This window comes from Oerskovia enterophila, from assembly GCF_044748475.1.
GTDB lineage: Bacteria > Actinomycetota > Actinomycetes > Actinomycetales > Cellulomonadaceae > Oerskovia > Oerskovia enterophila.
In genome coordinates this window covers 152699-166113 of record NZ_JBIVFZ010000003.1, presented here as the reverse complement: position 1 = coordinate 166113, position 13415 = coordinate 152699, and the positions used below count along the sequence as shown (strand labels likewise).

Genomic DNA, 13415 nt, shown 5'->3' with positions numbered 1-13415 from the left:
GCCGGACGTCAGAGGAGGAACATGCGACTCGGAGTGCTCGACTACGCACCCATCGACGAAGGCAAGAACCCGCACGACGCGCTCAGCGCCTCGACCCGGTTGGCCCGCGAGGCAGAACGCCTCGGCTACTCCCGGTACTGGGTCTCGGAACACCACGGCACCGGAGCCCTCGCGAGCGTCAGCCCTGAAGTGCTCATGGCACATCTGGCCGCGAACACGTCGACGATCCGGATCGGATCCGGCGGAGTGATGCTTCCGCACTACAGCAGCATGAAGGTGGCGGAGAACTATCGATCCCTCGATGCCCTGAACCCAGGGCGCATCGACCTTGGATTCGGTCGCGCCCCAGGCGCTGACCGTCGCGTGACTGCCGCGCTGAACGACGAGAAGGCGGGAACACTGCCCTACTCGGAGAAGGTCACCGACCTCGTCGGGTTCCTGACAGGCAAGCATCGCGCCAGTTCCAGGTACGTCGGCGTTTCCGCAGCTCCGCAGTTGGACACCCTCCCTGTGCCGTGGGTACTCGCGGCGAGCGGCTCCACCGCGCAGCTTGCCGGGATGAACGGGCTCGGCTTCACCTTCGCGCACTTCATCAACCCGTCCGGGCAGGGCCCCGCGGCGGCCCAGGAGTACCGGTCAGCGTTTCAGGCAAGCGAGTTTCTAGACGATCCTGCGGTGATCGTCGCGGTGTTCGCCGCCATCGGTGACACCGAGGAGGAGGCCGCCGGGCTCGCGGACGCGTTCCACCTGTGGCTCGCACATGCAGAGAGCGCAGCGCCGTTCGGTCGTCTACCGTCTACGGCCGCCGTCCGGGATCATGTCTGGTCCCCCGGGGAGCTGGCAGCACGTGACCGCAACGCGGGTCGGCTGGTGTCGGGAACAGCGGCGCAGGTGGCCGAGCAGGTTCGCCGTCTCGCAGATACGTACGGCACCGACGAAGTCATGATCAACCCGATGGTCCCCGACGAACAGAACCGCACGGCGGCTCTGGGTCGGCTCGCCCGAGCTCTCGACCTGCCATCGACGTCGACCCCGCCAACGACACCGGAGACGCCATGAGCACTATCGCCATCATCGGCGCGCACGGCAAGGTCGGCCGCATCGCCGCTCGCTTGCTCAGCGCTGACGGCCACGACGTGATCGGGGTCGTCAGGAACCCTGCGCACACCGACGACATCGTCGCCGACGGCGCCACACCCGTCGTCATCGACCTCGAACAGTCCGTGACGGACGAGCTCGCAGCATCAGTTCGCGGTGTCGACAGCATCATCTTCACTGCAGGCTCCGGCGGCGGGTCCGGCCCAGGGCGGAAGGACACGATGGATCGAGCAGGCGCGATCAAAGCGATGGAAGCAGCCGCGCACGTCGGCGTCGACCGATTCATCCAGGTGTCCTACCTCGGTGCGGACGAGCCGCCTGAGGGCGGCACGCACCCGGACATGCTCGCCTACCAAAAGGCGAAGCACGCCGCCGATGAGGCACTGCGTGCCAGCACCTTGCGGTGGACGATCGTCCGTCCCGGGGCGCTCAACGACGCCCCCCTCACGAGACGCGTGACCATCGCTCCTTCCGTCAAGGACGGAACGACCAGCCGCGCCAACACGGGTGCGCTTCTGGCGCTGCTCGCGACGACCGATCGGGCGACCGGCCATGTCCTCAACGTCATCGACGGCGACACTCCGCTCGAGGACGCGACGCCCCGATGACCGACACAGCAGCCCGTCGTAAGCACGCGGCCCTCGCCCTCGCGCACCGCTGGTTCGCGTTCCTGGAGACAGACTGGGGCAACACCCCCGACCACATGACGATGTTCGAACCCGCTGTCACTCTCACCGGCCACCACGGAGGCGTCACCTTCGCGCACAGCCATGAATCGCTGCAGCGATGGTTCGAAGCGGTTCCGGACGCGACGAGTGCCCACCACATGTTGCACGCGGTCTGGTCCGAGGCCGGCGCGGGAAGCGGCGGACTGTCGTTCGTCGTCGCTTACCAGACGCCCACCCTCGATGGCGTCGCCGGGGCCATCATCAAGTACGACACCGTCATCACGTTCCGGGACGGCCAGGCGCGGTTCGTGGCGCTCGACAAGACACCGGTGCTGCCCGATACCGATCCGGTGTATCAGCCTTCCTGGGCAGCTCATCGCGTGGGTGGGCTGATACACAGCGCCTTGGCCAACCCCAAGGACCAGCCGATCTTCGTCGCTGCTCTCGGACCTCTCACAAGCACCGCCGACGTCAAGGTGTGGGCACCGAGTTCAGCGCCCGCATCGTCATACACCGCCTACGTGACCATCCGCGGACAGAACGCCTCGCCGCGGACCGTGCGGATCGCGCTCCTCGACAACGCGGATGCGACGCACCCGACCGTTTCTTCGATCGACGCGCAGTGAACCACCATCCAGTACCTCAACAACCATCAGACAGGACCATCGTGGACCCCATCGACCGACTCCTCGCCACCGAAGATATCCGCAGTCTCCGCATCAAGTACGCGCACCTGCTCGACAGCAACCACGTCGACCGGCTCGGCGAAGTGTTCGCAAGCGACGCGATCGTCGACGCCGGCCGCGGCAAGTGGCACGGACTGGAAGCCGTCCTCGCGGGACTGAGTGAGGCATTCGCCGCCTACGACACGACCGGCAGCGGCATCTACCCCTTCCACCACGCGATCACCAACCACTGGATCGAGTTCACCGGTCCCGGAACAGCAGAGGGCAGGTCGTACCTGATCGACTTGCAGACCGACCCCAACGACGAGCGATGGATCCTTCTCGGAACCTACGCCGACGAGTACCGGATCGAGAACGGTGCATGGCGCATCAGCCGCTCCCGCCTGGACGTCACCTGGCCGGTGCCCGCAGTCGGCGGCGGCCTTCCCGCAGCCGACCTCGTGCTACCGGAATAGCCCGGCCACGCGCGGCAGGCGGCACGGATGCTGCGTCTCGCACCGCGGCGCCCATCGCCGGAAGGTCGCACACAGACTACTCGTCTCCATCGGGAGGGACACCCATGACCACGAACATCAGGGCGGACGTCCTGTCGACTCTTGAGCGGTTCATCGCCGGCTGGCGTTCCCACGACACCACCGGCATCCGGGCCGCCCTCACTGACGACGCGGTGCTGCGCAGCAGCGCGCACGGAGAAGTCCTCACTGCGGCCACTATCGCCGACACGCTCGCGACCGACTTCCCCGCCGCCGCACCGACGCGAATCGTCTCGACCAACGCCTACGTCGCAGGTAACCTCGCCCGCACAACGCTCACCGCATACCTCTACGGCGTCTTCGCCCATGAGAGCAACCGCACAGAGGCAGTGTTCGGCGCCGTCTTGCTCGCCAACCTCGTCCCGGGACCTGACGGCTGGGTATTCACCGACCTCCGCCTCAGCGTCACCCAAGTCGAGGGCACCCGACGTCACTTCGCCAGGTGGCAGTTGCCTGATCGCTCCGGCTGGCAGGTCGGCGACCCAACTCCGATCATCGTCAGCGAGATCGATTCACCCTGGGCATGTGGAGTGCCCGCACTGGCGGGCCTCAGCGCAGAGCAGAGGGTCGTCGACGCCTACACCCGATACGCGTGGGCGATCGATCAAGGTGACATCGCCCTGCTCGTAGGCGCGTACGCACCGGACGCGTCCGGTGAGTTCATGCCGTTGGGGCATCGCGAGGGCCGCCGAGACATCATCGGACAACAGAAGGCATTTCGACGGCACTGGCCACACATGCAACACTTCGGACTGCCGCTGGCCGTCACCCTCGACGACGCTCGCACCGCCTCCATGGTGGTCGGCAGAGTCATTCCGCAACGCGACGTGGACGCTAGCGGCGCACCCCTGTTTGGCGCGCGATATCAACTTCAGCTGGTCCTCGACGACGATGAATGGCGCATCCGGCACTTCGACTATCGCGAAGGCTGGACCGGCACCCCATGACACGCCCGCCTGGGCCGCGTGGCGCCAGAACGGCGGGCTGTGCGGTCGCAGAGGGGACGGGACCTTCCACCATCAAGTGGTTCTACTGACGATCTTCGGCTCGTCGACTGCTCGTTGTACCAACCAGACGCCGCTCGCCGCGTGAACAGTGGCGATCGCACGCGCGCGTCCCATCGCCGGGGCTGCGGATGCCTCATCAGCGCAGGCGAGCCAGGCTTCGATGGCGCCTACCGCACCCGAGGCGGCGTAGCGGATCATCATGGACAACGCGGTCTTGCGCTCGATGTCTGAGAGTTCCTGCGGAACGGCGTCAGGATGCGAAACGGCAAACGTCACGAGCACCTGTTCGATGCGGGCGATGAGTACGTCGCGCAGTTCCGAGGGCAGCCCAGTCACCAGCGCACGGCGGTACTGCGGCCAGAATCGCTCGATGTGAGAGAAGAGCTCCTCGGACGGCAGATCCATCATTGTGCCGCCAGCGGGTGGTCCCTCGGGGATCCTGTTCGCCAGAGCCGCGTACGCGGTGAGGTCATCGTCGAGGACGCGCGCCAGCAACTCGGACGGGCTGCTGGCATATCGGTAGAACGTATCCCGCGTGACCGCAGCGACACGGCACAGCTCGGTGACGCTCACGAGGCTGATCGGGGTCTCGCCTGCGACCGTGACAACAGCTTGACGCAGTGCGAGCTCCGCTCGGGGGCGATCCAGTGCCATCTGCCAATGATAGGGTCGCTTCAAAATCTGACATGTGTCAGATCCGGAATTCGAAGAGGAGCAATGATGGTCAACGGAGCCGCGGCACTCACCAACAAGGTCGCCATCGTCACGGGCGGGGCAAACGGCATGGGCGCAGCGCACGCACGCGCCCTGGTAGCAGCCAGAGCCCGTGTGCTCATCGCTGACGTCACCGACGAAGCCGGTCACCTTCTCGCCGCAGAGCTGGGCGAGGCCGCCCACTTCGTCCACCTCGACGTCACCTCGACAGACGAGTGGACCACCGCTGTGGCTGCCGCCGAGGCCGAGTTCGGGGGCGTTGACGTCCTGGTCAACAACGCCGGGATCCTGGGGCAGGCACCCATCTGGGAGTACGAGGACTCCGCGTGGGAGCGGATCATCAGCATCAACCTCACCGGTCAGTTCAAGGGCATTCGCGCAGTGGTGCCGTCGATGCGCGCGCGCGGAGCAGGGTCGATCATCAACGTCTCGTCCACAGCTGGACTGAAGGGGTTCGCGGGAACCTCCGCATACAACGCATCCAAGTTCGGGATTCGCGGGCTGACGAAGTCAGCCGCACTCGAGCTGGCGCCGTTCAACATCCGCGTCAACTCGGTGCACCCGGGCAACGTCCAGACCGCAATGATCGATGGCCTCTATGCCGACTACCCCCACGTACCCATGCACCGCGCCGCACAGGTCGAAGAGATCGCGGCGATGGTCCTCTTCCTCGCTGGCGACACGAGCTCCTTCTCCACCGGCGCGGAGTTCATCGCGGACGGCGGCGAGACCGCCGGGCAGCCGGACGTATTTGCCTGAGGCTCGAACTCCTCGCACATCAAGTCCCGTGCTCCTCGCGCTCGACTACTCGGCGCCAGACCTCCGGTCCGGACATGCCAGGTCAACTGAGAATTTGAGCGCCCGTCGTTCTCGTTCTAGTTGGCGTTCTTGCAGTTGGAGACCGCCAACTAGATTGAGAACGGACACTGGAGCTCTTCCGGCCTTACTGGGGTGTCGCTGGCGTGGATGGTGACGAGGAGGGCTTCGACGACGAAGACCCGACTACGGATGACCCCGCGCGCGTGGAGCACCCGCTCATCACGAGTGATCTGCTGCGCCGGATTCCTATCGGACCCCAGGAGAGCCCTCGTACTCGCTGGAGTGCACGACACTGTTCCACTCATCAAGCACCTGCTGCGGTGCCTCGCCAACCGCTCCAGGCGCACCGCCTCCCACCCGTAACGGCGGTCGGTCAGATACTCCAAGAACATCCGGAGATCGCCGGTGTAGGCACGAGCTGTTGACACCTGCCGAGCTCACGTATTCCCGATGAACCCCTCGATCTCGACCGCCGTCCGCTGCCATGGGTAGAGGTTCGAGAACTCGACCATGCGTCGAGCCATCCGAAGCCGATGGGCGATCGTGGCGGTCTTGAGAAAACGGACGCGTTGCTGACGCGCCCAGCCCTCCGGCATGGCCTCCATCACCGCGGACTCCGGCTGAAGCAGTCCAAGCCCTTCGACCGGAACGAGCCGCGCAGCGCCGGGCAGCTCGGGTCCTGAGCTCGTTGACGTCACGATCGCATCAGACACAGCATTGAGTGGTTAGCGCAAGCGGCCTTGCGGGCTCGGGGGCCTTCGCGCGAAACTCACCTGGAACGAGCCGTTTCACGCCATGTTTGAGGGTGTCGAAAGCTCATCTGGATGCAACTCAGGACGGACTCCGAAGAGCCCTCTCAGGTGTCGACCGTCGACGCGTGCGCGTGTGCGCAGGCGTCGACGGTCGTGGTGCGGTGGTTGCGTCCGGGGTAGATGCGGATCCACAGGGGTCGGCGCCTCGGAGGTGCCGGTGGCTGCGGGCAGACACCGAACCCGAAGTTGGTCGGGCAACTCTTCGGAGTTGCCCGACCAACCTCGGGTTCGGCACCCAGCGGCGAGCTGCGCGTCAGGCGACCTGCGCCGGGACGTTCGCGACGCCGTCGGGCAGGAGACGGCGGCCCAGGACCTTCTCCGTGTAGCCCGTCCGGTCCAGGTACGGCGTGATGCCGCCGTCGTGGAACGGCCAGCCCGCACCCAGGATCATGCAGAGGTCGATCTGCTCGGGGCCCTGGACGACGCCCTCGTCGAGCATGTGGCCGATCTCGGTGGTCAGGGCCACCAGGACGGCGTCGAGCACGCCCGCCTCGTCGAGCGCGCCCGGTCCGCCGGCCTCACCGGTGCCGAAGTAGGCCTGGATCGCCGGGTCGACGCTCGCGGGGATGCCGCGCGCCGGAGCCGGCAGGACGACCTTGGTGCCCTCGGCCACGAGCTTCTCGAGCCCGGGGGAGGACGGGAAGCGGTCGCCCAGGTCCTCGCGCAGCGACGTCAGGACGTGCAGGCCCACGGCGGGGCCCACGAGGTCGAACAGCGCGAACGGACCCATGGGCAGGCCCAGGGGACGCAGCGCGCGGTCGGCGACCTCGACCGAGGTGCCGTTCTCGACGGCCTCCACGATCTTGCCCAGGAGCAGCACGAGCAGGCGGTTGACCACGAAGCCCGGGCGGTCGGCGACGCCCACCGCGGTCTTGCGCAGCGCCTTGGAGACCGCGAAGGCCGTGGCGAGGGCCTCGTCCGAGGTCTTCTCTGCCCGGACGACCTCGACGAGCGGCATCTGCGCGACGGGGTTGAAGAAGTGCAGCCCCACGACCCGCTCGGGGTGTGCCAGGTCTGCGGCCATCTCGGTCACGGACAGCGCCGAGGTGTTGGTCGCGAGGATCGTGTCGGGGCCGATGATGCCCTCGAGCTCGGCGAAGACCTTCTTCTTGAGCCCCAGGACCTCGGTCACCGCCTCGATGACAAAGTCGCAGCGCGAGAACTCGGTGATGTCCGTGGTCCCGTGGACCGAGGACAGGACCTTGGCTCCCGTGTCCTTGCTCATCCGGCCCGTCGTGACGAGCTTCTCGACCGTCGTGCGGACGTAGTCGAGCCCGTGCTGCACGCGCTCGGCGTCGAGGTCGCGCATCGTCACGGGCACGCCCAGGCGCTGTGCGAACAGCAGCGCGAGCTGAGCCGCCATGAGCCCCGCGCCCACGATCCCGACCGAGGTGACCGGGCGGGCGAGCTTCGGGTCCGGGGCGCCCGCGGGGCGCTTGCCGTGCGAGACGAGCTGGAACGCGTAGACGCTCGCACGCATCTCGTCGGACATGATGAGGTCCGCCAGGGCCTCGTCCTCGGCCGCGAAGGCCTCGTCCTTGGTCGCGGTGCGTGCCGCGGCCAGCAGGTCGAGCGCCCGGTAGGGCGCGGGCCGTGACCCGTGCACGACGGCGTCGAGCTGCTTGCGCGCACCGGCGACGACCGCGTCCCACACCGGGGCCGGGTCGAGCTCGCGGCGCTCGACGACCGTGGTGCCGCGCACGACGTCGGCGGTCCAGCGGATCGAGGACTCGAGGAAGTCCGGCGCCTCGAACAGCGCGTCGGCCAGGCCGATCTCGAAGGCCTCCTTGGCCTTGAACGGCTTGTTGGCGCTCGGGCGAGTGAGGATGACGTCCATGGCCTTCTCGATGCCCACGAGGCGTGGCACGAGGTAGGCGCCGCCCCAGCCCGGGACCAAGCCGAGGCCGACCTCGGGGAGCGCGAGCGCGGGGGCGTCGGTCGCGACCGTGCGGTAGTCGCAGTTGAGCGCGACCTCGAGGCCGCCGCCCAGGGCCAGGCCGTTGACGTAGGCGAACGTCGGGACGCCCATCTCTCCGAGCAGGCGGTAGGCCGCGTGGCCGCTGCGGCCCAGCTCGAGGGCCTCGTCGCGCGTGCGGACGCCTGCGACCTGCGTGAGGTCGGCGCCCGCGGCGAGGAAGTAGGGCTTGCCCGTCACGGCGACAGCCGCGATCTCCCCGCGCGCCGCGCGCGCCTGGAGCGTGGTCAGCGCTGCCGTGAGCTCGGCGATGCCCTCGGGCCCGAGCGTCGTGGGCTTGGTGTGGTCCAGGCCGTTGTCGAGCGTCAGGAGCGCGAGCGTGCCCGCGCCGCCCGGCAGCTCGACGTCGCGGACGAGGGAGTGGGTCACGCGCTCGGCACGGGGCGTGGTGGTCTGGGTGCTCATGGGTCAGTTCTCCCCGTCGGTCGTCGTGTGGCCGGAGTAGTCGGCGTGGTGCGGGTTCTCCCAGACGACCGTGCCGCCCATGCCCAGGCCCACGCACATCGTGGTCAGGCCGTAACGGACCTCGGGGTGCTGCTCGAACTGGCGCGCCAGCTGGGTCATGAGGCGCACGCCCGACGCCGCGAGAGGGTGACCCACCGCGATCGCGCCGCCGTACTGGTTGACGCGAGCGTCGTCGTCGGGCAGGCCGAAGTGGTCGAGGAACGCCAGGACCTGCACGGCGAAGGCCTCGTTGATCTCGAACAGGCCGATGTCCTCGATGCTCAGGCCGGCCTGGGCCAGGGCCTTCTCGGTCGAGGGGATGGGCCCGATGCCCATGACCTCGGGGTCCACGCCCACGTACGCGAACGACACGAGACGCATGCGGGCCGGCAGACCGAGCTCGGCCGCGACGTCGCCCGCCGCGAGGAGCGAGACCGCAGCGCCGTCGGTCAGCGGGGACGCGTTGCCCGCGGTGACCTTGCCGCCGGGACGGAACGGCGTCTTGAGGTGCGCGATGTCCTCGACCGTGGTGCCCGGGCGGGGCAGCTCGTCGGCCGTGGCCAGGCCCCAGCCCTGCTGCGGGTCGCGCAGCGCGATCGGGACGAGGTCCGGCGTCACGTCGCCGTTGGCGAGCGCCTTGGCGTACTTGGCCTGGCTCGCGACGCCGTACGCGTCCGCGCGCTCCTTGGTCAGGTGCGGGAAGCGGTCGTGCAGGTTCTCGGCGGTCGCACCCATGACCAGGGCCGTCGAGTCGACGAGCTTCTCGGCGACGAAGCGCGGGTTGGGGTCCGCGCCCTCGCCCATGGGGTGGTGGCCCATGTGCTCGAGGCCGCCCGCGAGCGTCACGTCCTGGGCGCCGATCGCGATGGCCGACGCGGTCGTGGTGACCGCGGTCATGGCGCCCGCGCACATGCGGTCGATCGCGAAGCCCGGGACGGACTTCGGGAGGCCGGCCAGCACGGCCACGCTCCGGCCGAGCGTCAGGCCCTGGTCGCCCGTCTGGGTCGTCGCGGCCAGCGCCACCTCGTCGATGCGCTCGACCGGGAGCTCGGGGCGGCGACGCAGCAGCTCGCGCACGGCCTTCACGGCGAGGTCGTCGGCACGGGTGTTGGCGTAGATGCCGTCGGGACGGGCCTTGCCGAACGGCGTACGCACCCCCTCGACGAAGACGACGTCGCGGACGGTCCGGCGCGAGCCCGAACCCTTGCTGGCCACAGTCATGGCATCTCCTGATCTGGACGGCGGTGTCCCTGAGCGTCACCGCTCAGCGTTGGTACAGGCTACCCACGGTACCGGGAAAATGCACGAAAGCGTGAGACCGAGTATCTGCAACGGCCGACGGACCCGCTCAACCAGAGGGTTCGAGGCGGGTCCGTCGGGGATATCAGGGGCGATCTGGGCGATACGCAGTCTCGCCCGTGGAGAGGTCAGTGGCCTCCGCGGAGCTTGCGCACGACCCTCTTGGCGGTCGGCAGGCCCTTGTTCCAGGCGGTGTACCACATCGAGAACGGCACGTCGATGCTCCCGATCAGCTCGTCCTCGTGGCTCGCGAAGCCGCGCTTGAACGTCGAGATCCCGTCGTTGAGGAGCCCGTTGACGTCGTAGCGCAGCACGCCGCGCTCACGCATCGCGTTGATCGCGTACCACTTGAGACCGTAGTTGGCGCGCAGCCGCTGGCCCTCCTCGTCCATGCCGCCGTACAGCTCGAACGACGTGCGCGCCGAGGCCGCGAACCACACGAACGAGACCGGCCGGTCGTGCGGGCCGCCCTCGCGCGAGCGGGCGAAGGCCGCGAAGACGGGCGAGTGCTCGCCGAGCTGGTCGAACACGAGCTCGTAGTAGGAGTCCTCGTGCAGGCCGAACCCGGCCCGCTCGGCGGTCTGGCGGTACAGGCGCAGGCACGCCGAGAGCTCGGCGCGCGTGGTGACCGGGCGGAACTCGAGGTCCTCGCGCTCCGACTTGCGGATGTACTGGCGGGTCTTCTTGGCCATGTCGGCCATGAGCTCGTCGGGCGTCTTGCGCAGGTCCAGGATCAGGGTCGTCGGGTAGAGCACGGGGTTGACCGCGGGGGCCGCGCCGTCGAGCTCGAGCGAGGTCCCCGCGTCCCAGTCCGGCTCGAGCGTGATGCCCACGCCACCGACGTTCTCGCGGCACCAGCCCACCACGGCCTCCGTGACGCCCGACCGGGTCGCGGGGTAGCCCGTGCCGTCGGGCATGACGACCGGACCACGGGGCACGTAGCTCAGCGCCTTGAACTGCGCGGGCAGCGAACGGACCAGGACCTGCGCAAGGCCCAGGACCGTGCCGTCCGAGCCCGCGACCTGCAGGCGGCGAGGCGTCCAGGCCCCGGCCCCCTTGACCTCGCCCCACCCCCAGAGCTGGAGCGGGTGGCCACCCATCGCGAGCACCTGCTCGTCCCAGGCGGCGCGGTCGGTGATCGTCGTGACGGTCAAGGAGGAGGACTCGGGCAGCATGCCCCCGACCTTACCGGCGAGGGGAAGTCCCGGACGACGGCGTCCCCACCGTCTGCCCCGACCGGCGTCCAGGACATCGGCCGAGGTGGGCGGCGGGCGCAGGCGTCGGCGAGCCGTGCGCCGGGACCTACGAGGCGCTCTCCGGGGACGGGGCAGGGCGTGCGACCGAGGCCGGGTCGGCGAGAGCGCGGGCCAGGGGCTCGGCCACGAGGTCGAGCTGCCACTCGCGCGCGCCGCGGCCGCGCAGGAACTGCGCGACGTGCTCGGTGTCGAGCGGTGAGGGAGGCGTCCAGCACACGCGGCGCAGGGCGTCGGGCTGCAGGAGGTTCTCGATCGGCACCGAGAGCTCGTCGGACAGCGCCTGGACCACGACGCGCGCGGCGTCGAGGCGCTGGGCCGCGGCGGGGTCGCGGTCGGCCCATGCGCGCGGCGGCGGCGGGGCGTCGCTGCGCGGCCCGCGGGCGCTGGGCAGCGCTTCCTGGGGCAGGGCCAGCGCCTGGTCGATCGCGTGCTGCCAGGCCGCGGCCCGGCGGGCCGTGTTGCGGCCCGAGAACGCGGGCAGCTTGACCAGCTCGGGCACCGAGCGGGGCATGGCCTGGGCGGCGGCGACGATCGCACGGTCGGGCAGGACCCGTCCCGGAGCGATGTCCCTGCGGCGGGCGTTCTCGTCACGTGCCTCCCACAGGCTGCGAACGACCGCGAGGCTGCGCGGGTTGCGCAGCGCGTGCACGCCCGACGTGCGACGCCAGGGTTCCTCGCGCGGCGGGGGCGGGGGAGCGGTGCGCACGGCCTCGAACTCCTGGGCGGCCCACTCTGCCTTGCCCTGCTCCTCGAGCCGCTCGCCGAGGATCTTGCGCAGCGGGATGAGGACCTCGACGTCGAGCGCGGCGTACCGCAACCAGTCCTCGGGCAGGGGGCGCGTCGACCAGTCGGCCGCGGAGTGCTCCTTGGCGAGCCCGAGGCCCAGGACCTCGGCGATCACGGCGGCCAGCCCGACGCGCTCCATGCCCAGGAGGCGTGCCGCGAGCTCGGTGTCGAAGATCCGGGCGGGGTACAGGTTCTGCTCGGCGAACCCGGGCAGGTCCTGGGACGCGGCGTGCAGGATCCACTCGGCGTCGCCCACGGCCTCGCGCAGCGGCGAGAGGTCGGGGATCGCGATGGGGTCGATGAGCGCGGTGCCCGCACCCTCGCGGCGCACCTGCACCAGGTAGGTGCGCTGGCCGTACCGGTAGCCCGACGCGCGCTCGGCGTCCGCGGCGACAGGGCCGGACGCTGCGGCGTAGGCCGCGACGACCTCGGCGAAGGCCTCGGGCGTGTCGATCACGGGACCGACGCCGTCGGCCGGCTCGGTCAGCGGGGTCACGGCGGGGACCGGAGCGCCGGGGTCTGCGCCGTCGGGCGTCGAGTCGGTCGCGGGGACGTCGCGCGCCGCCTCACGCGCTGTGCCGACGTCGACGGCGTCGCCGGAGGGGCCGCGGTCGGCGGTCCGGCGTGAGGAGAAGGAAGGTGTGTGGGCCGAGCTCATGGACCCACGGTATTGCGTCGGGGCCGCAACGACGTCACGCCGTCCGGCAACGGGGGCAGCCCGGCGGCCGTGCACAGGAGCGTGGACCACGCCTCGAGGTGGGCCCCGAGGTCGGTCGACGTGGGCGTCCAGGACGCCCGGATCTCGAGGTCGACGTCGTTGGCCTGGCCTGCCAGCGCGCCGAAGCTCTCCGAGAGCACGCGGGTCACGGTGCCGCCCTCGGCCACCGCGTCGGCGTGCGAGTGCGCGAGGGCGTCGTCGAGCCAGGTCCAGGCGACCTCGGCCAGGAGCGGGTCGGTGGCCATCTCGGGCTCGAGCGTCGCGCGCACGAGCGTCACGACGCGGAACGTGCCGTGCCAGGCCTCCTGGCCCGCGGGGTCGTGCAGCAGGATGAAGCGTCCGCTCGCGAGGTCCTCGCCCGAGCCGTCCTGACCGGTCACCTCGCCCGTGAGGGCGAGCGCGAACGGGGCGATCCTGCCGGGCGCGGGCACCTCCTGGAGGCGGACCTCGGGGCGTAGCCTCCGGCGCCCCACGGACTCCAGGGCGCGGAGGAAGTCGGGTGGTGCCGCGGCTTCTCCGGACTTGATCACACGCTGCACAGTACGAGCAGATGTCCACATCGTGGAGGTTAGGCGCGCGGAGGAGATCGAATCGTGATCG

General features: G+C 69.6%; 13 protein-coding genes. 6 read left to right on the top strand and 7 right to left on the bottom strand.

Annotated features, from left to right (window positions below; all coding sequences use genetic code 11):
• The first annotated feature begins 21 nt into the window (after positions 1–21).
• From ACIPWA_RS10140 to ACIPWA_RS10120, 5 genes are all read left to right on the top strand, one after another.
• Positions 22–1059 (top strand): LLM class flavin-dependent oxidoreductase, encoded by a 1038-nt coding sequence (locus ACIPWA_RS10140; RefSeq protein WP_400289895.1) that lies wholly within the window; start codon positions 22–24, stop codon positions 1057–1059.
• Entirely contained in the window at positions 1056–1706 is a 651-nt protein-coding gene (locus ACIPWA_RS10135) for an SDR family oxidoreductase (protein ID WP_400289893.1), read from the top strand. Before ACIPWA_RS10140 ends, ACIPWA_RS10135 begins: the two co-directional genes overlap by 4 nt.
• On the top strand, positions 1703–2392 hold the full coding sequence (locus ACIPWA_RS10130; RefSeq protein ID WP_400289890.1) for a hypothetical protein: 690 nt from the start codon (positions 1703–1705) through the stop codon (positions 2390–2392). The genes ACIPWA_RS10135 and ACIPWA_RS10130 overlap by 4 nt, the downstream gene beginning before the upstream one ends.
• 41 nt (positions 2393–2433) lie before the next feature.
• Positions 2434–2907, top strand: a complete 474-nt coding sequence (locus tag ACIPWA_RS10125) for a nuclear transport factor 2 family protein (RefSeq protein ID WP_400289888.1) — start codon at positions 2434–2436, stop codon at positions 2905–2907.
• Between the two features lie 104 nt (positions 2908–3011).
• Positions 3012–3932: a nuclear transport factor 2 family protein gene (locus tag ACIPWA_RS10120; RefSeq protein ID WP_400289886.1), complete on the top strand. Its 921-nt coding sequence runs from the start codon at positions 3012–3014 to the stop codon at positions 3930–3932.
• A gap of 72 nt (positions 3933–4004) precedes the next feature.
• Here ACIPWA_RS10120 and ACIPWA_RS10115 read toward each other — a convergent pair whose 3' ends face one another.
• Positions 4005–4646: a hypothetical protein gene (locus ACIPWA_RS10115; RefSeq protein WP_400289883.1), complete on the bottom strand. Its 642-nt coding sequence runs from the start codon at positions 4644–4646 to the stop codon at positions 4005–4007.
• A 63-nt stretch (positions 4647–4709) separates the two neighbouring features.
• Between ACIPWA_RS10115 and ACIPWA_RS10110 the strand changes: the two genes are divergently transcribed.
• Complete coding sequence (locus ACIPWA_RS10110) at positions 4710–5465, top strand: SDR family NAD(P)-dependent oxidoreductase (protein WP_400289881.1); 756 nt, start codon at positions 4710–4712, stop codon at positions 5463–5465.
• Between the two features lie 497 nt (positions 5466–5962).
• Here ACIPWA_RS10110 and ACIPWA_RS10105 read toward each other — a convergent pair whose 3' ends face one another.
• From ACIPWA_RS10105 to ACIPWA_RS10080, 6 genes are all read right to left on the bottom strand, one after another.
• Complete coding sequence (locus ACIPWA_RS10105; protein WP_400289878.1) at positions 5963–6223, bottom strand: hypothetical protein; 261 nt, start codon at positions 6221–6223, stop codon at positions 5963–5965.
• Between the two features lie 367 nt (positions 6224–6590).
• Positions 6591–8717 carry a 3-hydroxyacyl-CoA dehydrogenase NAD-binding domain-containing protein gene (locus tag ACIPWA_RS10100; protein ID WP_400289876.1) on the bottom strand — a complete coding sequence of 709 codons (2127 nt, stop codon included), beginning with the start codon at positions 8715–8717 and terminating at the stop codon, positions 6591–6593.
• A 3-nt stretch (positions 8718–8720) separates the two neighbouring features.
• The gene (locus ACIPWA_RS10095; protein WP_400289873.1) at positions 8721–9977 is read right to left on the bottom strand and encodes a thiolase family protein; all 1257 of its coding nucleotides are present in this window, start codon (positions 9975–9977) and stop codon (positions 8721–8723) included.
• Positions 9978–10183: 206 nt separating this feature from the next.
• On the bottom strand, positions 10184–11230 hold the full coding sequence (locus tag ACIPWA_RS10090) for a lipid II:glycine glycyltransferase FemX (RefSeq protein WP_068706844.1): 1047 nt from the start codon (positions 11228–11230) through the stop codon (positions 10184–10186).
• 127 nt (positions 11231–11357) lie between these two features.
• Positions 11358–12755 (bottom strand): HRDC domain-containing protein, encoded by a 1398-nt coding sequence (locus ACIPWA_RS10085; protein ID WP_400289871.1) that lies wholly within the window; start codon positions 12753–12755, stop codon positions 11358–11360.
• A complete protein-coding gene (locus tag ACIPWA_RS10080) occupies positions 12752–13342 on the bottom strand; it encodes a DUF3000 domain-containing protein (RefSeq protein WP_369800609.1) in 591 nt (196 codons plus the stop codon). Before ACIPWA_RS10080 ends, ACIPWA_RS10085 begins: the two co-directional genes overlap by 4 nt.
• Positions 13343–13415: the final 73 nt, after the last annotated feature.